The organism is Cupriavidus sp. FW216-B1 (assembly GCF_058789195.1).
The window spans coordinates 1-23,689 of record NZ_JBYTEL010000021.1 but is presented as its reverse complement, the minus strand read 5'-3'; the positions used below and the strand labels follow the sequence as shown (position 1 = coordinate 23,689).

At 71.0% G+C, this 23,689-nt stretch carries 18 protein-coding genes; 13 read left to right on the top strand and 5 right to left on the bottom strand.

Going from position 1 to position 23,689, the window contains the following annotated elements; translation table 11 throughout:
* Positions 1-20 precede the first annotated feature (20 nt).
* The 3 genes from AC3WXD_RS28690 to AC3WXD_RS28680 form a co-directional block, all read right to left on the bottom strand.
* A complete protein-coding gene (locus AC3WXD_RS28690; protein ID WP_492325168.1) occupies positions 21-3,602 on the bottom strand; it encodes a transglutaminase family protein in 3,582 nt (1,193 codons plus the stop codon).
* A 158-nt stretch (positions 3,603-3,760) separates the two neighbouring features.
* Positions 3,761-4,492 (bottom strand): tetratricopeptide repeat protein, encoded by a 732-nt coding sequence (locus tag AC3WXD_RS28685; protein ID WP_043367174.1) that lies wholly within the window; start codon positions 4,490-4,492, stop codon positions 3,761-3,763.
* A 207-nt stretch (positions 4,493-4,699) separates the two neighbouring features.
* A complete protein-coding gene (locus AC3WXD_RS28680; RefSeq protein WP_020205667.1) occupies positions 4,700-5,509 on the bottom strand; it encodes an IclR family transcriptional regulator in 810 nt (269 codons plus the stop codon).
* A gap of 178 nt (positions 5,510-5,687) precedes the next feature.
* Between AC3WXD_RS28680 and AC3WXD_RS28675 the strand changes: the two genes are divergently transcribed.
* Genes AC3WXD_RS28675 through AC3WXD_RS28660 form a run of 4 tightly spaced genes read left to right on the top strand, consistent with a single transcriptional unit; the run spans position 5,688 to position 9,234 of the window.
* A complete protein-coding gene (locus AC3WXD_RS28675; protein ID WP_020205666.1) occupies positions 5,688-6,464 on the top strand; it encodes an ABC transporter substrate-binding protein in 777 nt (258 codons plus the stop codon).
* A 6-nt stretch (positions 6,465-6,470) separates the two neighbouring features.
* A complete protein-coding gene (gene ehuD / locus AC3WXD_RS28670) occupies positions 6,471-7,142 on the top strand; it encodes an ectoine/hydroxyectoine ABC transporter permease subunit EhuD (protein ID WP_020205665.1) in 672 nt (223 codons plus the stop codon).
* A complete protein-coding gene (locus tag AC3WXD_RS28665; protein WP_492325167.1) occupies positions 7,139-7,924 on the top strand; it encodes an amino acid ABC transporter ATP-binding protein in 786 nt (261 codons plus the stop codon). Before ehuD ends, AC3WXD_RS28665 begins: the two co-directional genes overlap by 4 nt.
* Positions 7,921-9,234 (top strand): NAD(P)/FAD-dependent oxidoreductase, encoded by a 1,314-nt coding sequence (locus tag AC3WXD_RS28660; RefSeq protein WP_492325166.1) that lies wholly within the window; start codon positions 7,921-7,923, stop codon positions 9,232-9,234. Before AC3WXD_RS28665 ends, AC3WXD_RS28660 begins: the two co-directional genes overlap by 4 nt.
* 33 nt (positions 9,235-9,267) lie before the next feature.
* Here the strand turns inward: AC3WXD_RS28660 and AC3WXD_RS28655 are convergent, their stop codons facing one another.
* Positions 9,268-9,945, bottom strand: a complete 678-nt coding sequence (locus AC3WXD_RS28655; RefSeq protein WP_492325165.1) for a MarR family winged helix-turn-helix transcriptional regulator — start codon at positions 9,943-9,945, stop codon at positions 9,268-9,270.
* Between the two features lie 319 nt (positions 9,946-10,264).
* Here AC3WXD_RS28655 and AC3WXD_RS28650 point away from each other — a divergent pair, with 319 nt between their 5' ends.
* Both AC3WXD_RS28650 and AC3WXD_RS28645 read left to right on the top strand, forming a co-directional pair.
* Entirely contained in the window at positions 10,265-11,200 is a 936-nt protein-coding gene (locus AC3WXD_RS28650) for a Bug family tripartite tricarboxylate transporter substrate binding protein (protein WP_492325206.1), read from the top strand.
* An 80-nt stretch (positions 11,201-11,280) separates the two neighbouring features.
* Positions 11,281-12,849 (top strand): sulfatase-like hydrolase/transferase, encoded by a 1,569-nt coding sequence (locus AC3WXD_RS28645; protein ID WP_492325164.1) that lies wholly within the window; start codon positions 11,281-11,283, stop codon positions 12,847-12,849.
* 9 nt (positions 12,850-12,858) lie between these two features.
* Here AC3WXD_RS28645 and AC3WXD_RS28640 read toward each other — a convergent pair whose 3' ends face one another.
* Positions 12,859-13,794, bottom strand: coding sequence for a LysR family transcriptional regulator (locus AC3WXD_RS28640; protein ID WP_020205659.1), 936 nt, complete (start codon positions 13,792-13,794; stop codon positions 12,859-12,861).
* 269 nt (positions 13,795-14,063) lie between these two features.
* Here AC3WXD_RS28640 and AC3WXD_RS28635 point away from each other — a divergent pair, with 269 nt between their 5' ends.
* The 7 genes from AC3WXD_RS28635 to AC3WXD_RS28605 all read left to right on the top strand — a co-directional run bounded on the left by AC3WXD_RS28635 (position 14,064) and on the right by AC3WXD_RS28605 (position 23,517).
* Positions 14,064-16,109, top strand: coding sequence for a hydantoinase/oxoprolinase family protein (locus AC3WXD_RS28635; protein ID WP_020205658.1), 2,046 nt, complete (start codon positions 14,064-14,066; stop codon positions 16,107-16,109).
* Positions 16,110-16,112: 3 nt separating this feature from the next.
* Positions 16,113-17,876, top strand: coding sequence for a hydantoinase B/oxoprolinase family protein (locus AC3WXD_RS28630; RefSeq protein ID WP_020205657.1), 1,764 nt, complete (start codon positions 16,113-16,115; stop codon positions 17,874-17,876).
* Entirely contained in the window at positions 17,873-19,060 is a 1,188-nt protein-coding gene (locus AC3WXD_RS28625; protein WP_492325163.1) for a CaiB/BaiF CoA transferase family protein, read from the top strand. The genes AC3WXD_RS28630 and AC3WXD_RS28625 overlap by 4 nt, the downstream gene beginning before the upstream one ends.
* Positions 19,057-19,872, top strand: coding sequence for an enoyl-CoA hydratase-related protein (locus AC3WXD_RS28620; RefSeq protein ID WP_492325162.1), 816 nt, complete (start codon positions 19,057-19,059; stop codon positions 19,870-19,872). The genes AC3WXD_RS28625 and AC3WXD_RS28620 overlap by 4 nt, the downstream gene beginning before the upstream one ends.
* A gap of 112 nt (positions 19,873-19,984) precedes the next feature.
* On the top strand, positions 19,985-21,358 hold the full coding sequence (locus AC3WXD_RS28615; protein ID WP_059416121.1) for an MFS transporter: 1,374 nt from the start codon (positions 19,985-19,987) through the stop codon (positions 21,356-21,358).
* A gap of 42 nt (positions 21,359-21,400) precedes the next feature.
* A complete protein-coding gene (locus AC3WXD_RS28610) occupies positions 21,401-22,342 on the top strand; it encodes a hydroxymethylglutaryl-CoA lyase (RefSeq protein ID WP_020205653.1) in 942 nt (313 codons plus the stop codon).
* On the top strand, positions 22,339-23,517 hold the full coding sequence (locus AC3WXD_RS28605) for a fumarylacetoacetate hydrolase family protein (RefSeq protein ID WP_492325161.1): 1,179 nt from the start codon (positions 22,339-22,341) through the stop codon (positions 23,515-23,517). The genes AC3WXD_RS28610 and AC3WXD_RS28605 overlap by 4 nt, the downstream gene beginning before the upstream one ends.
* The last annotated feature ends 172 nt before the right edge of the window (positions 23,518-23,689 follow it).

The following is a 23,689-nucleotide window of genomic DNA, read 5'->3' as shown; positions in this document are numbered from 1 at the left end:
AAGCTCGGCGGCAAGGCGGATCAGCGTTGCCGCAGGTCCAGCGTGAACGGAAACTCGAGGCTGCGCGCCGGCGTCTCGACGCGCATCGCGCCCGGCGTGTGGCCGAGCGTGAAGAAGCGCGCCAGCCGCCGGCTCTCGGCCTCGTAGGCATTGACCGGGAAGGTTTCGTAGTTGCGCCCGCCCGGATGCGAGACATGATACCGGCATCCGCCGATGCTGCGCCCCATCCAGCTGTCCACTACGTCGAATGTCAACGGTGCGTGCACGCCGATGGTGGGGTGGAGCGCAGACGGCGGCGCCCAGGCGCGGTAGCGCACCCCGGCCACGTACTCGCCGGCCCGCCCGGTGGGCTGCAGCGGCACCGCGCGGCCGTTGACCGTGACCACGTGGCGGCTCTCGTTCATGCCCAGCACGCGCACCTCGAGGCGCTCGAGCGACGAATCCACGTAGCGCACCGTGCCGCCGGCGCTGCCTTCCTCGCCCATCACGTGCCAGGGCTCGAGCGCGCTGCGCAGCGTCAGGTGCAGCCCGCCGGCGGACAGCTCGCCCACGCGCGGGAAGCGGAACTCGAAGTGCGGGGCGAACCAGGCGTTGTCGAAGGCGAAGCCGGCCTCGCGCATCTCGCTGAGCACGTCGTCGAAATCCATCTGCACGAAGGTGCCGAGCAGGAAGCGGTCGTGCAGCTCGGTGCCCCAGCGCGTCAGGCGCGTGCGGTACGGCTGGCGCCAGAAGCGCGCCACCAGCGCGCGCAGCAGCAGCTGCTGCACCAGGCTCATGCGCGCGTGCGGCGGCATCTCGAACGCGCGCAGCTCCAGCAGGCCCAGGCGCCCGGTGGGGCCGTCGGGCGAGTAGAGCTTGTCGATGCAGAACTCGCTGCGGTGCGTGTTGCCGGTGACGTCGATCAGGATGTTGCGCAGCGTGCGGTCCACCAGCCACGGCGGCATGTAGGCGCCGCCGCCGATGCCGCCCTGCGTGCTGCCCAGGCGGTCGAGCTGGTGCTGCAGCTCGGCGAAGGCGATCTCCAGCTCGTAGAGCTGGTCGTTGCGCGCCTCGTCCACGCGCGGCGCCTGGCTGGTCGGGCCGATGAACAGGCCCGAGAACAGGTAGGACAGCGAGGGATGGTTGTGCCAGTACGCGATCAGGCTGGCCAGCACGTCCGGGCGGCGCAGGAACGGGCTGTCGGCCGGCGTGGCGCCGCCCAGCACGAAGTGGTTGCCGCCGCCGGTGCCGGTGTGGCGGCCGTCGACCATGAACTTCTCGCTGCTCAGGTAGGTCTCGTGCGCGGCCTGGTAGAGGTATTCGGTATGGTCGACCAGCTCGTCCCAGTTGGCGGCGGGATGGATGTTGACCTCGATCACGCCGGGGTCGGGCGTGACCTGCAGCAGCTTCAGGCGCGCGTCGCGCGGCGGCGGATAGCCTTCGAGCACGATCTTCACGCCCAGCGCGGCGGCGGTGGACTCGACCGCGGCCAGCAGTTCCAGGTAGTCCTCCAGCACCGTCAGCGGCGGCATGAAGACGTAGAGCATGCCGCGCTTGTCGCCGGCGGCCGCCAGCTCGGCCTTGGGGCCGGCCGCGCGGCTGGGATGGCGCACCTCCACGCACAGCGCGGTGCGCGTGATCCAGCCCGCGGACTCGCCGCGCGCGGGCACGCGCGCCAGGTCCGCCGCGCCGTGGGCGAAGGCGCCCGTGCCGGCCGGCGCGGCGCCGCCGCGCGCGCTGAAGGCGGCGGTGCCGGCGCGGATCGCGGCGGCGTGCCGGCCGGGCGTGCCGTCGGCGGCGGCTCCGCCAGTTGTCCCGCCAGTTGTCCCGCCAGCTGCGCCGCCAACCGCGCCGCCCGCCCCTTCCGCGCCCGTCGACCCCGGCCCGGGCCACTGCGCGCGCAACTGCGCGCCGGTGGGCAGCGGCGCGCGCTGCGCGAACGGGTCCTGGTCGAACTGCCACGGGTAGTCGGCTTCGCTGACCCAGGGCAGCGCGTCGAGCGGCAGGCGGTAGCCCATCGGCGAATCGCCGGGCAACAGGTACATGCGGTCGTCGCGGAAGAACCACGGGCCGCTGATCCAGCGCTGGCCGTGCAGGGCCGGCGCATCCTCCTCGCCGGCGCGGCGCAGCGGCAGCACGTAGCCCGTCACCTGCGCCAGCCCCGCGCCGAACACGCGGCGCAGGCGCATGCGCTCCATCTCGTCGTCCAGGCGCGACTCCAGCGGATCGACGTTGACCGGCAGGCGCCGCTCGCGCCACAGGTAGTACCAGGCATCTTCATAACCCGGCTGCACGAAGGCGGAGTCGAGGCCGAGCGTGCCGGCGAGGCGGTCGAGGAAGCGGCGCGCGTCGGCGTCGCTGTAGTTGCCCGGCTCGCGCTCGTCGGCGAACAGCGACGGGTCCTGCCAGCACGGCTGGCCGTCGGCGCGCCAGCAGATCGACAGCGCCCAGCGCGGCAGCTGCTCGCCCGGATACCATTTGCCCTGGCCGAAGTGCAGGAAACCGCCCTTGCCGTAGCGGTCGCGCAGCTTGTGCACCAGTTCGGTGGCATAACCGCGCTTGGTCGGCCCGAGCGCGTCGGTGTTCCATTCGGCGCCGTCGCGGTCCCTGACCGCCACGAAGGTGGGCTCGCCGCCCATCGTCAGGCGCACGTCCTGCGCCTCGAGCCGGCGGTCGACCTCGGCGCCCACGCCGGCCACCGCCTGCCACTGTGCCTCGGTATAGGGCTTGGTCACGCGCGGCGACTCGTAGACGCGCGTGATCGACATCTCGTGGTGGAACTCCACCTCGCTCTCGTCCACCGCGCCGCTGACCGGCGCGGCGCTGCCGGGCTCGGGCGTGCACGCCACCGGGATGTGGCCCTCGCCGGCCAGCAGGCCGGAGGTGGGATCGAGCCCGATCCAGCCCGCGCCGGGCAGGTAGACCTCGCACCAGGCGTGCAGGTCGGTGAAGTCGGCCTCGGCGCCGCTGGGGCCGTCGAGCGCCTTCACGTCGGGCGTGAGCTGCAGCAGGTAGCCGGACACGAAGCGCGCCGCCAGCCCGAGGTGGCGCAGCGTCTGCACCAGCAGCCAGCCCGAGTCGCGGCAGGAGCCGGCGCCCGACGCCAGCGTCTGCTCCGGCGTCTGCACGCCCGGCTCCATGCGGATCAGGTAGCGGATGTCGTGCTGCAGGCGCTGGTTCAGGCCCACCAGGAAATCGATGGTGCGCTGGGGCGCGCGCGGGATGCTGTCGACGAAGGCGGCGAAGCGCGGCGTCGCCTCGCCCTTGACCAGGTAGGGCGCCAGCTCGTGCGCCAGGCCCGCGTCGTAGCGGAACGGGAAGGCCTCGGCGTAGGGCTCGAGGAAGAAGTCGAACGGGTTGTAGACCGCCATCTCGACCACCAGGTCGACGGTGATCTTGAACTCGCGCGTCGGCTCGGGGATGACCAGCCGGGCCAGGTAGTTGGAGAACGGGTCCTGCTGCCAGTTGATGAAATGCTGCTCGGGCTCGATGCGCAGTGAATAGGAAAGGATCGGGGTGCGGCAGTGCGGTGCGGGCCGGAGCCTGACCACCTGCGGCGAGAGCTTCACCGGCCGGTCATACCGGTAGTGGGTGACGTGATTCAGTGCGACGTGCGTTGCCACAAAGGCCTCCCATTGGCGCAGTATTTGTGCCGTTTCTCGTAAGCAAGAGTTGTACCGCCCCGCCGCCCGGGAACCGGGCGCGGCGGCCGGAATACGCCACCGCCGGCCGCCGCCGGCGTGGCATGCCGCCATGCGAGCATAGCCAGACTACGCCGTCATTACATGCCGCCGGCCTGCTGCCTGGCCTTGAGCCCCTCCTCGAGCAGCGAGCGCAGCTTGGCCAGCGCGCCGGGATCGCCGTGCGAGGCCGAGCGCGCGTACCAGATCTTGGCCTGCTCGATGTCCTTCTCCACCACGCCGGGCTCGCCGCGCTCGTAGTAGCTGGCGACGATGTACTGCGCGTCGCCGTCGCCGGCGGCGGCCGCGCGGCTGTACCACGCGAAGGCCTGGCCGTAGTCGCGCGCCACGCCGCGCCCGGTGAAATAGTTGGTGGCCAGCGCCACCTGGGCCTGCACGTGGCCGCCCTCGGCGGCGCGGCGGTACCACGTGTTGGCCGCTTCGAGCGAGCGCGGCACCAGGTCGCCGTGCTCGTACAGCTCGCCGAAGGTGAACTGGGCGTGGGTCATGTCGTTGTCGGCCGCGCGGCGCAGCCACGTCAGCGCCTCCTGCTGGCGCACCGGCGTGCCCTCGCCGCGCAGCAGCATCATGGCGTAGTTGAACTGCGCCAGCCGGTTGCCCTGCTGGGCCGCCCTGGCGAAGTCGCGCAGCGCGGCGTCGAAGGCGCCGGCGTCGTAGGCGGCCACCGCCTGCTGCGTGAGCGCCTGCGCTGGGGCCGGCGGCCGCGGCGCGGCCCGGGCCGCCGGGGCGGCGCAGACGCTGAGCGAGAAAGCCAGAACGGCAGCCGCCGCGGCGGATGCCAGCAAGGGGGAAAGACGGCGAAAAAGCGGCATGGCAGGCTCCCGGCAAGACACACGCTGACTCCACGTCTCGAGTGTAAGCCTTGCGCGGCGCCCGGGCGCGGCCGCCATCCCGCCAGGAGCCCCCGCGCCGCCGCCATGCCGGCGGCGGGCGCAGGCATGGGTACGCCGGCCCGGCATCGCGCATGGCCGGCGCAGGGCGGCGGCCGGGACCGGCGGCCAGCCCCGCGCGGCGGCGCGCTAGCCCAGCGCGCGCACCGAACTGCTCACGGCGCGCGCGCATTGCAGCAGCGGCGGCGCGAGCTTGCGCTCGGCTTCCTCGCGCGTCCAGCGGCTGGTGGGCGCGACCACGTGCACCGCGCCCAGCGGACGCCCGTTGCCGCCGATCACCGGCGCGGCGATGGTCATGTCGCCCAGGAACAGCTCCTCGCAGTTGACCGCGTAGCCGCGCTGGCGCGCCTCGCGCAGCACGGCCAGGATGTCGTCCACCTGCGTGCGGGTATGGACGGTATGCGCGATCCGCTGCGCGCGCCCGATCGCGGCGAGCGCGTCGTCCTCCGGCAGCGCGCTCAGGTAGGCGCGGCCCGAGGCCGTGCAGTACATCGGGATGCGGCTGCCGATCGGCATGTGCACCGGCACGAAATGCGCGCTGACGAACCGCGCGATGTAGACCATGTCGAGCAGGTCGGGCTCGGTCAGGCACGAGGTCTCGGTCGTGACCTTGGTCAGCTCCGACAGGAAGGGGTTGGCCACCTCGATCAGCGGATTGGCCGCCAGGTAGTTGAAGCCGATCTCCATCACGCGCGGCGCGAGCTGGTAGCGCCGCGTCTGCGGATGCCGGCGCAGGTAGCCCAGCTGCTCGAGCGTGAAGACCATGCGCTGGGCCGAACTCTTGTTGATGCCGGCGGCCTCGGCCACGTCGGCGATGGTCATGGTGCGGCGCTCGGCGCTGAACGCGCGCAGCACGGCCAGCCCTTTTTCCAGCGACTGGTTGAACAGGAGGCTGGGCGTTGCATCGGCTTCGGGGGACGGCAGGGGGGAGGCGGGCATGGCGGTGACAGTAACGAATCAGGCCGAAGAATCGCATATCGATTCTTAAAGCGCAATTACTTGTTAACACCAATTAATTTTTGATCAATGAAAATTGAAAATTGGCATGTTCGTTGCATGAAGCCGTGAGCTGCCCCCGCCTGGGCACCTTTTTGTCCCATCTGCCAGGAGTGTCCGTATGTCCCGTTTTTCGATCTCGCGCCGCACTGCACTGATCCTGTGCGCCGCCGGCACCATTTTCTCCGTCCTCCCGGCCGCCCGCGCCCAGGGCACGCCGCCGGCCTACAACGTGGGCGCCACCGCCACCGGGGTGCCGTTCACCTTCCTGGACGTCAAGACCAACACCATCCAGGGCATGATGATCGACACCGTCACCGCGGTCGGCAAGGCGGCGGGCTTCGGCGTCAACGTGCAGCAGACCGGCTTCGCCGCGCTGGTGCCGTCGCTGACCACCGGCAAGATCGACATCATCTCGGCCGCCATGCTCAAGACGCCGGCGCGCCAGCAGGTGGTGGACTTCAGCGACCCGGTCTACTCCTACGGCGAAGGGCTGATCGTCAAGAGCGACGACAACAAGCCCTACGCCTCGCTCGACGAACTCAAGGGCGAGGTGGTGGGCGCCCAGGTCGGCACGGTGTTCCTGGACATGCTCAACAAGAAGGGCATCTTCAAGGAGGTGCGCAGCTACGACTCGGTCGCCGACATGACGCGCGACCTGGCGCTGGGCCGCATCAAGGCCGGCCTCGGCGACCAGCCCATCATCGCGTACCAGCTGCGCCAGAACGCCTTCCAGGGCGTGAAGCTGGCCGCCGGCTACAAGCCGGTCAACGTGGGCGACGTGTGCCTGGTGGTGCGCAAGGGCGACGCGGAGATGCTGGCCCGCATCAACAAGGCCATCGCCCGGATCAAGGCCGACGGCACGCTGGCGGGCATCGTGCAGAAATGGGGCATGTGAGCCGCGATGGAAGCCGCCAACTTCTTCCAGCAGGCGCGCGATTTCCTGCCGATCCTGCTGCAGGGGGCCATCGTGACCGTGCAGGTGACGGTGCTGGCCTTCCTGCTCAGCAGCGCCATCGGGCTGGCCCTGGCGCTGCTGAAGCTGTCGCCGGTGCGCGCGCTGTCATGGGGCGCGGCGACGGTGATCAACGTGATCCGCGGCCTGCCCATCATCGTGCAGCTGTTCTACATCTACTTCGTGCTGCCCGACATCGGCATCCACCTGACGGCGTTCCAGGCCGGCGTGATCGGGCTCGGCATCGCCTACTCGGCCTACCAGGCGGAGAACTTCCGCGCCGGCATCGAAGCGGTCGACCCGGGCCAGCGCGAAGCCGCCCAGGCGATGGGCATGCGCCCCGCGCTGGTGATGCGCCGCGTGATCCTGCCGCAGGCCTTCCGCATCGCGCTGCCGCCCTATGGCAACACGCTGGTGATGATGCTCAAGGATTCGTCGCTGGTGTCCACCATCACGGTGGCGGAAATGACGCGCGCGGGGCAGCTGATCGCCTCGTCGACGTTCCAGAACATGACCGTGTACACGCTGGTCGCCCTGCTGTACCTGCTGATGAGCCTGCCGCTGGTGTTCTGCCTGCGCCGGCTGGAGCGGCGCCTCGGCGCGGGGAGAAAGAAGACATGATCCACATCCACGATCTGCACAAGCACTACGGCGACCACCACGTGCTGCGCGGCGTCGGCCTGCACGTCGACCGCGGCCAGGTGGTCTGCCTGATCGGGCCGTCGGGCTCGGGCAAGTCGACCGTCCTGCGCTGCATCAACGGCCTGGAGTCCTATGACGGCGGCGAGATCCTCGCCTTCGGCGAGCGCGTCGAGCGTGCCGGCAAGGGCATCCACCACCTGCGCAGCCGCATGGGCATGGTGTTCCAGCGCTTCAACCTGTTTCCCCACCGCAGCGTGCTGGAGAACGTGATGGAAGGACCCGTGTACGTGCAGGGCGAAAGCCGCGACAAGGCGCGCGGCGAGGCGCTGGCGCTGCTGGAGAAGGTCGGCCTGGCCGCCAAGGCGCACGCCTGGCCGGCCCAGCTCTCGGGCGGGCAGCAGCAGCGCGTGGCGATCGCCCGCGCGCTGGCGATGAAGCCCGAAGCCATGCTGTTCGACGAACCCACCTCGGCGCTCGACCCGGAACTGGTCGGCGACGTGCTCGAGGTCATGCGCGATCTCGCGCGCGAAGGCATGACCATGATCGTGGTCACGCATGAAATGGGCTTCGCGCGCGAGGTGGCCGACCGCGTGTGCTTCCTGCACAGCGGCACCATCGTCGAAGAAGGCACCGCCGAGCAGGTGCTGGGCGCGCCGCGCCAGCCGCGCACGCAGGACTTCCTGCGCCGCGTGCTGCACAAGCCCGCCGCGGCCGTCACGGCCACGGCGGCCACGGCGGCCACCACGGGAGCGGCAACATGAGCGCGGCCACGCTGACCGGCGGCGGCGCCGGGGTTGCCGCGCCCCTGCCGCCTTCGCTGTGGGCCGCGACCGCGCCGCCCGCGCCGGCAACCCCGCCGCTGCGCGAATCGCTCGCCACCGACGTGCTCGTGGTCGGGGCCGGCTTCACCGGCCTGTCCACCGCGCTGCACCTCGCCGGGCACGGCGCGCGCGTGTGCGTGCTCGAAGCCAGCGAGCCCGGCTGGGGCGCGTCCGGGCGCAATGGCGGCCAGGTCAATCCCACCCTCAAGTACGATCCCGACGAACTGGTGCGCATGCTCGGCGCCGCGCGGGCCGAGCCGCTCATCGACGCGGTCTCGCGCTCGGCCGACCTGGTGTTCGACCTGATCGCGCGCCACCGCATCGACTGCCAGCCGGTGCGCAGCGGCTGGCTGCAGCTGTCCTATTCGTCGGCGGCGCTGCCGGCCATGCATGCGCGCGCCGCGCAATGGGCGCGCCGCGGCGTGCCGGTGGAGATGCTCGAGCGCGCCGAGGTCGCCCGGCGCGTGGGCACGCAGGCCTTCGCCGGCGGCTGGCTGGACGGGCGGGCGGGCGCGGTGCAGCCGCTGGCGTACACGCGCGGACTGGTCAGGGCGGCCCAAGAAGCCGGCGCCGCGGTGCACGGCGGCACCCAGGTCACGGCGCTGGAGCGGCAAGGCACGCAGTGGGTGGCGACCACCTCCACCGGCGCGCAGGTGAGCGCCGCGCAGGTGGTGATCGCCACCAATGGCTACACCGGCGCGCTGTGGCCCAGCCTGGCGCAGACGGTGCTGTCGGCCAATAGCTTCATCGTCGCCACGCGCCCGCTGCGCGGCGCCGAAGCGCAGGACATCCTGGCACGCGGCGAAACCGCCTCGACCTCGCAACGGCTGCTGCTGTATTTCCGCCGGGACGCGCAGGGCCGCCTGCTGATGGGCGGGCGCGGCTTCTTCGCCGACCCGCGCGGCCCGCAGGACTTCGCCCACCTGGAGCGCTCGCTCGCGCTGCTGTTCCCGCAGCTCGGCCCGCTCGAATACGCGTACCGCTGGGGCGGACGCATCGCCATCACGCGCGACTTCATGCCGCACGTGCACGAGCCCGCGCCCGGCGTGACCGTGGCGCTGGGCTGCAACGGCCGGGGCGTGGCGCTGTGCACCAGCCTGGGCAAGCACATGGCGGCGCGCATCGCCGGCAAGCCGGACCCGTTCCCCTATCCGGTCACGCCGGTGACGCCGATCCCGCTGCACGGCCTGCAGCGCTTCTATATAGCGGCGGGAGTGGCGTGGTACAGCCTGCTGGACAAGCTGGGCTGAACGGCGGCGGCGCAAGGGACGCCGCCAGGCGCCTCACGTCCGGCGCCACCAATCCGGCGGCGCCGGCGCAGGCATGGGTACGCTGCTCGGCAGCGTCCCGGCCTGCGCCAGCAGGACTTCCGCCTCGGCGTGCAGGCGCGCCAGGCAGTCCGCCAGCACGCGCGCCTCGTCCGCCGACAGGCACCCGGCCAGGCGGGCATTGAACGCCCGCGCCTGATCGAAGGCCCGCCGGTAGACCGCCTCGCCCTCGTCCGTCAGCGCGAAGGCCGCCGCGCGCCGGTCCTGCGCGCGCGTGTCGCGCCGCACCAGCCCGCGCGCCATCAGCGCGTGCACGGCGCGGCTGGCCAGCACCTTGTCCAGCCCGGCGCTGCGCGCCAGCTCGGTCAGGCGGGTGCCGGGCTGCTCGCCGAGGAAGGCCAGCATGCGCCACTCGCGCCGGCTCACCCCGGCGGCGGCGCGCAGGTGCAGCCCGCTGGCATTGAGCGCCACGCGGCTCAGGTGGTAGAGACGGTAGTTGAGGAAATCGGCGAGGCGGGCCGGATGCTGCAGGATGTGGCCGGGGTCGGCGGGGTCGGCGGGGTCGGCGGGGTGGTCGGCTCGGCTATCCGGGCTGTCCGTGCAATCGTCCGCGCCGTTGTCCGCGCCGTCGGCCGGGTCCGCGCCGCGCCGGCCTGCGCCGCCCGTTTCGCCATCGTCCGTGGCCTGCTTCATGCCGCACCCGCAAAATTGGTTGATTTTGTCAATTATATGGGCCGGTGTTAGCGTCCGTGGCACACAGAAACCGGCACGCCGCGGGGCATCCGCGCCGGCGCCGGGTACGGTCCGGCGGCGCCGGGGCAAGGCATGCCGGGCGCGGATCGATGTGCGCAATCCTTCGTTGGCGCGCCGCGGCCATACCGATCAATTGGCCGGCCCCGGGGCTGCTCCCGCCGCGCCCGCCGCCGACCCCACAGGAGACTCCGTGACCCTCGCCAGACTGCTGCGCGCCCTCGTTCCCTCCCTCGTTCCCGCCCTTGCCGCCGCGGCCGCCCTGCTGGCCATCGCGCCGGCCGCCCCGGCACTCGCCCAGGGCGAGCGCCCGCTGCGCATCCTGGTGGGCTATCCCGCCGGCGGCACCGCCGACCTCGCCGCGCGCCTCGTGGGCGACAAGCTGCGCGAGACGCTCGGGCAGACCGTGGTGGTCGAGAACAAGCCCGGCGCCGGCGGCCGGCTGGTGATGGACTACGCGCGCGGCCTGCCCGCCGACGGCAACACGCTGGTGGTGGCCAACTCGGCGGTCATGACCATCGCCCCGCTGGTCTACCGCAAGCTCAACTACGACCTCCGGCGCGACTTCGCGCCGGTGGCGCAGATCGCCAACTTCCAGCTCGCGCTGGCCGCCGGGCCCGGCACGCCGGCGAAATCGCTCAGGGAATACATCGACTGGCTCAAGGCCAGCCCGGCCAAGAACAACTCCTACGCCTCGCCCGCGCTCGGCAGCATCCCGCACTTCTTCGGCCTGCTGTTCGGCAAGCAGGTCGGCGTGGAGATGCTGCACGTGCCGTTCAACGGCTCGGCGCCGCTGATGAACGCGCTGGTCGGCGCCCAGGTGCCGGCCTCGGTCGACACGCTGGCCGACCTGGCCGAGATGCACCGCGCCGGCAAGATCCGCGTGCTGGCCAGCTCCGGCACGCAGCGCTCGGCCGCCCTGCCCGACGTGCCGACGTTTACCGAGCTCGGCTACAAGGACATCGAAGGCGTGGGCCGCTACGGCTTCCTGGCGCCGGCCGGCACGCCGCAGGCCACGCTCGACCGCCTCAACGCGGCCATCGTCCAGGCGCTGCGGTCGCCCGACCTGCGCGAGCGCTTCCTCAGGCTGGGGCTGGAGCCGCAGAGCGGCAGCGCCGCGCAGTTCGCCAAGGTGCTGGCGGCCGACGCCAGCCGCTGGGGCCCGGTGGTGAAAAGCTCCGGTTATACGGGCGACTGAAAAACATCAGGACGTTTCGATCCCATGTTATTCGTCGCATCGATACACATAGCGCCCACGCCAACCGACCTCAAGCTGCCATGACCGCCCGCAACACGCTCTTCATCATGTGCGACCAGCTGCGCCAGGACCACCTGGGCTGCTACGGCCATCCCACGCTGCGCACGCGCAATATCGACGCCCTCGCCGCGCGCGGCGTGCGCTTCACCAGCGCCTTCGTCACCTCCGGCGTCTGCGGACCGAGCCGCATGAGCTTCTACACCGGACGCTACCCGAGCAGCCACGGCGCCACCTGGAACCGCGTGCCGCTGTCGCTCGGCGAAGTCACGCTCGGCGAATACCTCAAGGACAGCGCCCGCGCGCTCGCGCTGGCCGGCAAGACCCACGTCATGCCAGACAACGCCAACCTCAGGCGCCTGCATCTCGACGGCGGCAGCGAGCTGGAAACGCTGCTGCGCAGCGGCCACTTCGTCGAGGTCGACCGCCACGACGGCCACCACGCCGAGCCGCGCGGCGCCTATGCCGGGTGGCTGCGCCGGCAAGGCTACGACAGCGCCGACCCGTGGACCGACTACGTCATCAGCGCCGAGAACGCGCGCGGCGAGATCGTCTCCGGCTGGCACATGCGCAACGCCGGGCTGCCCGCGCGCGTGGCCGAGCCGCATTCGGAAACCGCGTACACGGTCGGGCAGGCCATGCAATACATCGCCGCGCGCGGCGACGACCCGTGGGTGCTGCACCTGTCGCTGGTCAAGCCACACTGGCCCTACATGGCGCCCGCGCCCTATCACGCCGCCTACACGCTCGACGACTGCCTGCCGCTCAGGCGCCACGACGCCGAACTGGAGAACCCGCACCCGGTGCTCGACGCCTACCGCACGCAGGAAGAATGCGCCAACTTCATGCGCCGCGAAGTCTCCGACACCGTGCGCCCGACCTACCAGGGCCTCGTGCAGCAGATCGACGACCGCCTCGGCGAACTATGGGAACAGCTCGAGCGCCTGGGCCGCTGGCAGGACACGCTGATCGTGTTCACCGCCGACCACGGCGACTTCCTCGGCGACCACTGGCTCGGCGAGAAAGAGCAGTTCTACGACACCGTGCAGAAGATCCCGCTGATCGTCTACGACCCCGCGCCCGCCGCCGACGCCACGCGCGGCAGCGCCGACGCGCGCATGGTCAGCGCCGTCGACGTGGTGCCCACCGTGCTCGACGCGCTCGGCCTGCCGCCCGCCGACCACCGCGTCGAAGGCCGCTCGCTGCTCGACCTCACGCAGGCGCGCGCAGGCGACGGCCGCGGCGCGTGGCGCGGCTTCGTCGTCTCCGAACTCGACTACGCCTACCGCGGCGCGCGCGTGGCGCTGGGCCGGCACCCCGGCGAATGCCGCGCCTGGATGGTGCGCGACGCGCGCTGGAAATACGTGCACTGGCAAGGCTTCCGCCCGCAGTTGTTCGACCTCGAAAACGATCCCGACGAGTTCTTCGACCTCGGCGCCGACGCCGGCTTCGAGCCCGTGCGCTCCGCCATGCGCACGCATCTGCTCGCGTGGTTCTGCACGCTCAAGCCGCGCACCACCGTCACCAGCGAGGAGGTCGCGGCGAAGACCAACGTCCATAAGCAGGCGGGGGTGTTTTTTGGGGTGTGGTGAAGGCGCGCCTCACCGCACCGCACCGCGCTCCAGACACAAGTCGATGAACTTCTGCACCGGCTGCATCAACGTGGAACCGCGCCGCGTCGCGATGCCGTAGGGCGGGCCGCGCCGCTCGACCGGGATGGCGAGGATGGCGATCAGGCCGTACTCCGCGAAATACTCCGCCACCTTGAGCGGCATCAGGCCGACCGTGCCCGCGCCCGAGCGCAGCAGCGACAGCGTGGCGAACGTCGATGAGGTCTCGATCGCGTAGCGCGGGAACGGCAGGCCGCCGTCCTCGAACAGCTGCTCCAGCAGCGAGCGCATCGGCAGCGTGGCCTGCGGCACGATCCACGGATTGGCGGCGATGTCGGCCAGCGTGATGGACGGATCGCGCGCGAGCGGGTCAGCGCCGTCCACCACGAAGCACACTTCCTCGGTATCGAGCGGCACGAAGTCGTAGGCGTCGGGATGCACGCTGACGCTGGGGCGGCCGATCACCAGGTCGAGCAGGCGCTGGTCGAGCATCGACAGCAGCCGCGCGCTGTTGTCTTCCCACACTTCCACCGAAATATCGGGCTGCACCTCGCGCAGGGTCTTGAGCATCGGCGTGAGCCACACCGGCACCGATCCCATCACCGCGCCCACGGCCAGCGTGCCGCCGCCGCCGCGCATGATCGCGGCGAGCTCGTCGCGCAGCGCGCCGACCTCGGCGCGCATCACGCGCGCGTGGCGGATCACGCAGCGGCCCATCTCATTGGCGACGATGCCGCGCGGCGAGCGCGCGAACAGGTCGGCGCCGAACATCGCCTCGATCTCGCGCAGCGACTTGGTGGTGGCCGGCTGCGACAGCGACACCTGGTTGGCCGCCTTGCGCAGCGAGCCGTGGTCGTCGAGCGCGATCAGCAGCGCGATGTGATTGCCGCGCAGTCTCCTCAGGATCGCATCGATACTGGTTATCACCGATATAACTCCACTGTCTCACGTGATCGGAAGTTTTCATTATCTGCACGCTGCCCGTGCCTTCTACATTGCAGCATCGGCAGCCGCCGGCGCGAAAGCGCGGCGCGCGGCAGCGATCCAGCGGCCGATCATAGCCCAACACGTGGCCGCTGGCCGGACGGCGCGACAGCATGCGGCGATGCTGCACCGCAGCGCGAACGGTTCCCCGACTGACTGCGACGGGAGCCGCGAGTTCCGCATCGAGATGCCAGCAAATGGAGATAGGCAAAGTGAGAAGAATTGGAATCGACGTCGGCGGCACCTTCACCGACGTGGTGATGGTGGACGACGACACCGGCCGCATCTGGTCGACCAAGGTGCCGACCACGCCGAAGGACCGCGTGGTCGGCACCGTGGAGGGGTTTCGCAAGATCCTGGAGATCTCGGGCACGGCCAGCGCCGACGTCTCCTTCCTCGGCCATGGCACCACGATGGCGACCAACATGGTGGTCGAGGGCACCGGCGCGAAAACCGCGCTGGTCACTACGCGCGGCTTCCGCGACATCCTGGAGCTGCGGCGCGTGTCGCGCCATGACCGCGCCGACCTCTACGATCTGCTGTTCGACAACCCGCGCGCGCTGGTCGAGCGCCGCTGGCGCCTCGAAGTCACCGAGCGCCTGCGCTACGACGGCGAGGTCGAGACGCCGCTGGACCACGACGAGCTGGTGGAGATCGCCGAGCGCATCCGCGCCTCGGACGTCGAGGCGGTGGCGGTGTGCCTGCTGCACGCGCACGTCAACCCGGCCCACGAGCGCGCCGTGGTCGACACGCTGCGCCGGCTGCTGCCGGGCCGCTTCATCAGCGCCTCGCACGAGGTCAACCCGGAGGCGATGGAGTACGAGCGCGCCAGTTCGACCGTGATCAACGCCATGCTGGGCCCGGTGTGCGGGCGCTACATCGGCCGCCTGACCGATGCGCTGGCGGAGCTGGGCTTCGCCGGCAAGTTCCTCTTCATGCAGTCCAACGGCGGCCTGGCCAGCCCGGCGATGGTGGCCGACCGGCCCATCGTGCTGCTCGAGTCCGGCCCGGCCGGCGGCGTCAGCGCGGCGATCCGCAACTGCGAGAAGAGCGAGCTGCGCAACGCCATCCTCGGCGACATGGGCGGCACTACCTTCGACGTGTCGCTGATCCGCGAATTCCGCCCCGAGATCCGCAACAAGAGCCTGCTGCACACCTACACCGTGCGCTCGCCCAGCATCGACATCGACTCGGTCGGCGCGGGCGGCGGCTCGATCGTGTGGATCGACGCCGGCGGCGGCGTGCGCATCGGGCCGGCCAGCGCCGGCGCCGATCCCGGCCCGGCCTGCTACGGCCGCGGCGGCAAGCACGCCACCGTGACCGACTGCAACCTGGTGCTCGGCTACATCGACCCCGACAACTTCCTCGGCGGCGAATTCCAGCTCGACGCCAAGGCGGCCTGGCGCGTGGTCGAGGAGGTCATCGCCCGCCCGCTCGGCATGAGCGTGCCCGAGGCCGCGCAGGCGGTGCGCTCGGTGGCCAACGCGCTGATGGCGCAGGCGATCCGCATCATGACCGTGGAGCGCGGCTACGATCCCCGCGAGTTCTCCTACATCTGCTACGGCGGCGCGGGCCCCGTGCACGCGGTCGACCTGGCGCAGGAGATGGGCATCCGCCGCGTGGTGATCCCGCCGCTGCCGGGCCTGTTCAGCGCCTTCGGCATGACCGTGGCCGACCAGCAGTACGACTACCAGAGCCCGGTCGAGTGCGACCTCGCGCAGTGCGACGACGCGCGCCTGTCCGGCGAGCTCGACGACCTGCTCGCCATCGGCACCGACGAGCTGCGCCGCCACGGCGTGGATCCGCGCGACGTGCGCGCGGTGCGCCTGGCCGACTGCCGCTACGCCGGCCAGCCCGACGTCATCACCGTGGCCGTGCAGGACGGCGAAGCGGGCCTGTGCGAGAGCCTGGCGCGCGAGTTCGAGGCGGCGCACCAGCGGCAGTGGAATTTCATCAGCAAGGACAAGCCCGTGGTGGTGGCCAACCTGCGCCTGCAACTGATCACCGCGACCGGCTGGCGCGGCGGCGTGACGCAGCCCGACGGCCTCGGCGAGGCCCGCGCGGTGCGCACGCGCGACGTGTATTTCGACGGCGGCGTGCGCACGCTGCCGGTGTTCGCGCGCAACGAGATCCCGGTCGGCGCGTGCATCGAGGGTCCGGCCGTGATCGAGGAGCACAGCAGTTGCGCGGTGCTCAAGGCGTCGCACACGGCGCGCGTGGACTCGGACCTCAATCTTGTGATCGAACTGGCAGCCTGACTCATGGATATTGTTACCTACGAAATCATCCGCAGCAGTCTCTTCGCCATCGCGCGGGAGATGAAGATCGCCATGATGCGCACCGCGGGCAGCCCGCTGATGCACGCCAGCGGCGATTCCTCGGCGGCCATCTTCGACGCCGACATGCAGCTCGTCGCCCAGGGCAACGACATCCCCACCATGCTGGGCTCGGCGGTCATCTCGACGCGCGTGTCGGTCGAGACCATCGGCCGCGACAACCTGCGCCCCGGCGACGTGATCGTCAGCAACGACGCCTACGTCGGCGGCGGCAACCACCAGCCCGACGTGCAGTTCACGCGCCCGGTGTTCGTCGACGGCAAGATCGTCGCCTTCGTGATGACGCGCGGCCACTGGACCGACATCGGCGGCCAGACCCCGGGCAGCTACACCGTCACCACCTGGGACGTGTTCGCCGAGGGCATCCGCATCCCGCCGGTGCTGCTGTACCGCAACGACGAGCCGGTGCGCGACATGCTCGAGATCCTCACGCGCAACAGCCGCAACGCGCACGAGCTGATCCTCGACATCCAGGCCCAGTACGCGGGCACCTTCGTCGGCGACCGCCGCATCGCCGACCTGGTCGGCAAGTACGGCGCCGAGGCGCTGCGCGACGTGATGCGCCAGAGCCTGGACCATTCGGAGAAGCTGATCCGCGCGGAGATCGCCCGCATCCCCAACGGCGTGTACGAGGCCGAGGAATACCTCGACCCGATCGAGGCGCCGGGCTGGAAGCAGGAGCGCCCGCTGCTCAAGGTCAGGATCACGGTCGAGGACGACCACATCACCTTCGACTACAGCGGCACCGGCGCGCAGGTGCGCGGCGGCATCAACTGCCCGCTGTCCGTCACCTGCAACAGCACGTGGTTCACGGTCAAGGCGCTGACCGACCTGAGCATCCCCATCAACCAGGGCTGCTACCGGCCCGTGACCATCATCGCGCCGCCGGGCAGCGTGCTGAACTGCGAGTACCCGGCCTCGGTGGTGTCGGGCAACACCGAGACCTCGCCGCGCGTGATCGACCTGCTGCTCAAGGCGCTGGCGCCGGCGGTACCCGAGCGCATCACCGGGCAGAGCAACTGCGCGTCGTGCGCCGGCATCTTCAGCGGGCGCGACACCGACGCGCAGCGCGTGCGGCAGACCGGCCAGCCCTTCGTCACCATGCATGACGTGCACGCCGGCGGCATGGGCGCGCGCGCCGGCAAGGACGGCGTGAGCGGCATCCGCGTCTACGTCGGCAACGCGGGCAGCCAGTCGGTCGAGATGATCGAGCGCACCTCGCCGCTGACGGTGGAGGAATGGTCGCTGGTGACCGACAGCGGCGGCGCGGGCCGCCGGCGCGGCGGGCTGACCTCGCGGCGCGTCTACCGCGTGGCCTACGACGAGGCCACCTTCACGGTGTCCGGCGAGCGCGGCCGCTCGGCGCCCGAGGGCCATTTCGGCGGCCTGCCCGGCACGCGCTTCCAGTGCACCGTGCGCCGCGCCGACGGCAGCGAGCACAAGGTGCCGGCCAAGGGCGGCCAGACCGTGGTCTACCGCGGCGACCGCGTGGTGGTGCAGCCGGCCGGCAGCGGCGGCTACGGCGACCCGCTCGAGCGCGAGCGCGAGCGCGTGCTGGCCGACGTGGCCGACGGCTACGTCAGCGCGCAGGCCGCGCGCGAGTTCTACCGCGTCAACACCGGCGCAGGCGCCGGCGCGCCCGCCGAGGAAACCGGCGCAGACGCCGCGCTGGCGGTGGCGGACCAATGAGCGCCGCGGCGGACATGGACCGGCCGCTGCCGCTGGCGGGCGTGTGCGTGGTCGAGATCGGCCACAGCCTGGCCGCGCCCTATGCCGGCATGATCCTCGGCGCGCTCGGCGCCGAGGTCATCAAGATCGAAAGCGCGCAGGGTGGCGACTACGCGCGCGACTGGGGCCCGCCGTTCGTCGACGGCGCCGCGGCGCTGTTCCACGCCGTCAACCACGGCAAGGCCAGCATCGCGATGTCGCTGTCGGACCCGGAGCAGGCCGCGCGGCTGCGCGAGCTGATCCGCGAGCGCGCCGACGTCGTGCTGCAGAACCTCAAGGCCGGCGGCACCGAGAAATACGGGCTGGGCGCCGAGGCCATGCTGCGCGACAAGCCCTCGCTGGTGTACTGCAACCTGGGCGCGTTCGGCAGCAGCGGGCCGTGGCGCGACAAGCCGGGCTACGACCCGCTGGTGCAGGCCGTGGCCGGGCTGATGAGCTTCATGGGCGGCCCCGGCGAGCCGCTGAGCCGCATCCCGGTGTCGGTCAACGACATGGGCACCGGGCTGTGGGCCGCCATCGGCGTGCTCGCGGCGCTGTTCCGGCGCCAGGCCAGCGGCGCGGGCGAGATCGTCTCGGTGTCGCTGTACGAGACCGCGATCGCCTGGGGCGGCATCCAGATCGCCGACTACCTCGCCTCGGGCGTGCTGCCCGGGCGCTGGGGCTCGGGCACCGCGGCCATCGTGCCGCACCAGGCGTTCGCCTGCGCCGACGGCACCATCATGGTGGCGGCCGGCAACGACCGCCTGTTCCGCCGGCTGTGCGAGGTGCTCGGCACCAACGCGCTGGCCGACGACCCGCGCTTCGCCACCAACGGCGCGCGCGTGAGCCACCGCGCCGAGCTGATCGCGCTGCTGCACGAGGCGTTCGCGCGCGCCGGCAGCGCGCACTGGCTGGCCGCGCTCGACGCCGCCGGCATCCCGTGCGGGCCGATCCAGACCCTCGACCAGGTGGTCGCGCACGCGCAGACCGAGGCGCTGGACCTGCTGCGCACCACCGACGACGGCGCCGCCACCGTGGTCGGCCTGCCGGTCTCGTTCGGCGGCCAGCGCCCGGCCGCCACCGGACGCACGCCGAAGCTCGGCGAACACAATCATCTGCTGGCGGGCACGCACGTGCCCGCGCACCTGCAACAGGAGACACCATGAAAATCGCATCGCACCTCGGCCCCGCGCCGCTGGACACCCTGCGGCTCGAAGAGATCGACGCACAGATACTCGTGATCCAGCTCAACCGGCCCCAGGTTTCCAACGCCATCAGCACGCCGATGGGGCACGAGCTGCTGCGCGTGTTCGGCGCGCTCGAGGCCGACCCGTCGCTGTACCGCTGCGCCATCCTGACCGGCGCCGGCGAACGCGCGTTCTGCGGCGGCGCCGACCTCAAGCAGCGCGAAGGCATGACCGACGCGCAGTTCGGCGCGCAGCACTACCTGTTCGAGCGCATGAACCGCGCCATCACCAGTTGCCCGCTGCCGCTGATCTGCGCGGCCAACGGCTCGGCGGTGGCGGGCGGGCTGGAGCTGCTGCTGGCCTGCGACTTCGCCTACGCGTCGAAGACCGCCGTGTTCGGCTTCACCGAGGTCAAGCGCGGCATCATGCCGGGCGGCGGCGGCACCCAGCAATTGCCGCGTACCATCGGCACGCGGCGCGCCAAGGAACTGATCTTCCGCGGCGCGCGCTTCAGCGCGGAGCAGGCGCTGGCGTGGGGCGTGGTCAACCACCTCAGCGAGCCGGACCGCGTGCTGGCCGACGCCATCGACGCGGCGCGCGACATCTGCACCAGCGCGCCGCTGTCGGTCACGCAGGCCAAGAAGGCGATCGACCTCGGCATGCAGAGCGACCTGCACACCGGGCTGTTCGTCGAGATCGAGGCGTACAACCGCCTGATCCCGACCGCGGACCGCCTGGAAGGCATCAGCGCCTACAACGAGAAGCGCCAGCCGGCGTTCAGGGGGTGCTGACGCGCAAGGCAGGAAACACCGGCCGGCCATGACCGGCCGGCCCACGGCGGCGCCACCGGGCGCCGCCGGAGCATCATCAAGCAACAGCCGGCACCGACCGGAGGAGACAACGATGAACCACAACAGCGCCAGCCTCGGCGACCCGCAGGCTCAGAGCACCTACAGGAAGATCACGCTCAGGCTGATCCCGTTCCTGTTCCTGTGCTACGTGTTCGCCTTTCTCGACCGCATCAACATCGGCATCGCGCAGCTCGACATGAAGCAGGACGTCGGCTTCAGCGACCTGACCTACAGCATCGGCGCCGGCATCTTCTTCGTCGGCTACGTGCTCATGGAAGTGCCCAGCAACCTGCTGCTGGCGCGCATCGGCGTCAAGCGCACCTTCTCGCGCATCATGATCCTGTGGGGCCTGATCGCCGCCGCCACGGCCTTCGTCACGCTGCCCGCGCACCTCTACACCATCCGCTTCCTGCTCGGGCTGGCCGAGGCCGGGCTCTATCCGGGCGTGATCTTCTACCTGACGCGCTGGTACCCGGTGGAGCGGCGCGCCAAGGTGATCGCCATCTTCACCTGCGCGACCGGCATCGCCGGGCTGCTGGGCGGGCCGCTGTCGGGCTGGCTGATGACGCACTTCGACGGCGCGCACGGCATGCAGGGCTGGCAGTGGATGTTCATCGTCGAGGGGCTGCCGGCCACGGTGCTGGGCATCCTCGCCATCTTCTACCTCGACAACGGCCCGCAGGAGGCGCGCTGGCTCAGCGACGGCGAGAAGGCTCTGGTGTCCCGCGACCTGCACCGCAGCTCGGCGGTGAGCGAGACCCACAGCGAGCACACCTTCGGGCGCGCGCTCACCGATTTCCGCGTGTACGTGATGGGCTTCGTCTGGTTCACGCAGATCGCCGGCGTGTTCGCCATCGGCTTCTGGCTGCCCACGCTGATCAAGAGCTCGGGCGTGTCCAGCCCGCTGGAGATCGGCTGCTATTCGGCGATCCCCTACTTCGTGAGCTGGGTGGCGCTGATCGCGCTGAACCGCCACTCCGACCACACCATGGAGCGGCGCTGGCACTGCGCCCTCGCCATGCTGTGCGGCGCGGCGGGGCTGTTCGCGGCCGGCCTCATCAACGGCAACCTGGTGCTGTCGCTGGTGGCGCTGTCGGTGGCCACGGCCGGCATCCTGGCGCCGAACCCGCTGATCTGGGCCATCTCCACCGACTACATCCGCGGCAGCGGCGCGGCCGGCGGCATCGCCGTCATCAACTGCGTGGGGCTGCTGGGCGGCTTCGTCAGCCCGATGATCATCGGCTCGATCAAGACCCTGACCAACAGCATGGCCGGCGGCCTCGGCGCGATCTCGCTGCTGATGGTGCTGGGCGCCATCGCCGCGATCGTGTTCGCCCCGCGCACCTCCTCCGCGCCGTTGGCCGCGCCGGCCGATGGCGGCGCGCGGGCCGCGGACGACGCCGCGCCGGCCAGCGCCGCGGTATAGCAGGTCAATCGCAATCACGGTAACGGGACAGAGAAGACAGTCATGACGACAAACGACACGGCGCAGGTCCGCGAGGTGGGCCTGCGCGACGGGTTGCAGATGGTGCGCACCATCCTCACGCCGGCGCAGAAGCTCGCATGGTGCGCGCGCATGGTGGCCGCGGGCTGCACCGAGATCGAGGTGACTTCGTTCGTGCCGCCGCAGGTGGTGCCGCAGTTCGCCGACGCCGGCGAGGTGGCGCGCGGCGCGCTGGCAATCCCCGGCCTGCACGCCGCCGCGCTGGTGCCCAACCTGAAGGGCGCGCAGCGCGCGTTCGAGGCCGGCCTGCCCAAGGTCCACTACGTGCTGTCGGCCAGCAACGCGCACAACCTGAAGAACGTCCGGCGCACCACGGCCGAGTCCGCCGAGGACTTCGCCCGCATCGTGGCCGCGCGCGACGAAAGCGGCCGGCACGTGGTGCTGGGCGCCGGCGTGGCCACCGCGTTCGGCTGCACCATCGCCGGCGAGGTGGACGAAGGCACCGTGCTGGCGCTGGTGGAGACGCTGCTGGAAGCCGGCGCCGAGGAAATCACCATCGCCGACACGGTCGGCTACGCGCATCCGGGCCAGGTGCGCGCGCTGATGCGCAAGGTGCGCGCGCTGGCCGGCGAGGTGCCGCTGGCCTGCCACTTCCACGACACGCGCGGGCTGGGGCTGGCCAACGTGATCGCCGCGCTCGACGCCGGCGTGCGCTGCTTCGACGCCTCGCTCGGCGGCCTCGGCGGCTGCCCGTTCGCGCCCAACGCGACCGGCAACATCAATACCGAGGACACCGTGTTCCTGCTCGAGTCCGAGGGCCTGCACACCGGCATCGACCTCGACGCGCTGCGCGAAATGCGCGAGACGCTGGCCGCGTGGCTGCCCGGCGAGCCGTTCACCGGCGCCATCGCGCGCGCCGGCCTGCCCAGGACCTTCGCACCGCGCCCGCGCGCGGCCCTGTCATGAGCCCCGCCGACACACTGCGCTGCCTGCCCGACGACCTCGATCAGGCGCTGCTGGCCGGGCGCGTCTGGCGCCGCGCCGGCGCTCACGAAGGCCCCTGCGTGGTCGCCGTGCGCGGCGGCGAAGCGTTCGACATCACCGCCGCCGTGCCGACCACGGCCGACCTGTTCGACCGCGCCGACGCGGCGGACATCGTGCGCCACGCGCCCGGCGAGGCGCTCGGCCCGGCCGCGGCGCTGCTGGCCGCCAGCGCGCCCGGCGCCGCCGGCAACGCGACGCGGCTGCTGGCGCCGTGCGACGTGCAGGCCATCAAGGCGTGCGGCGTGACCTTCGCGGTCAGCCTGATCGAGCGCGTGATCGAGGAACAGGCCGGCGGCGACCCCGCGCGCGCCCGGGACGTGCGCGAGACCATCGCCGCGCTGATCGGCGCGGACCTGTCGAAGATCAAGCCCGGCTCCGAAGCCGCGCGGCGGCTCAAGGCCGAACTCGAGCGGCGCGGCGCGTGGTCGCAGTACATGGAAGTCGGCATCGGCCCCGACGCCGAAGTGTTCTCGAAATCGCAGCCGATGTCGGCGGTCGGCTTCGGCGCCGACGTCGGCCTGCATCCGGCCTCGGTGTGGAACAACCCGGAACCGGAGATCGTGCTGGCGGTGAACGCCGCCGGCCAGCCGGTCGGCGCCACGCTGGGCAACGACGTCAACCTGCGCGACATCGAAGGCCGCTCCGCGCTGCTGCTCGGCAAGTGCAAGGACAACAACGGCTCATGCGCGATCGGCCCGTTCGTGCGGCTGTTCGATGGGCATTTCACGCTGGACAGCGTGCGCCACGCCAACGTGTCGCTGCGGGTGGAAGGCGCCGACGACGGCTTCGTGCTGGAAGGCGTGAGCCACATGGCAGAGATCAGCCGCGATCCGGCCGATCTGGTCGCGCAGACCTGCGGGGCGCATCACCAGTATCCGGACGGATTCATGCTGTTCCTCGGCACCATGTTCTCGCCGATCAAGGATCGCGATGCGCCGGGCGCCGGCTTCACGCATCATCTCGGTGATGTGGTGACGATCTCGGCGCCCGCGCTTGGCGCGTTGGTCAATACAGTGAGGTTGAGTACGGAGATTGCGCCTTGGGCCTTCGGTGTGCGGGCGCTGTACCGCAATCTGGCGGAGAGGGGGGTTTTTTGATTTTTGGGTTTTTTTATTCAAAGGTTTGACTTCAAAGTCAAAGGCTTAAATTCAAAGTCAACTTCAAAGTCAAATTCAACTTCTTAACGTCAACTTCAAAGTCAAAGTCAAAGTCAAAGGCTTTCGCTCCCCCGGAGCGACCTACTTTCTTTTCCCCGAAAAGAAAGTAGGC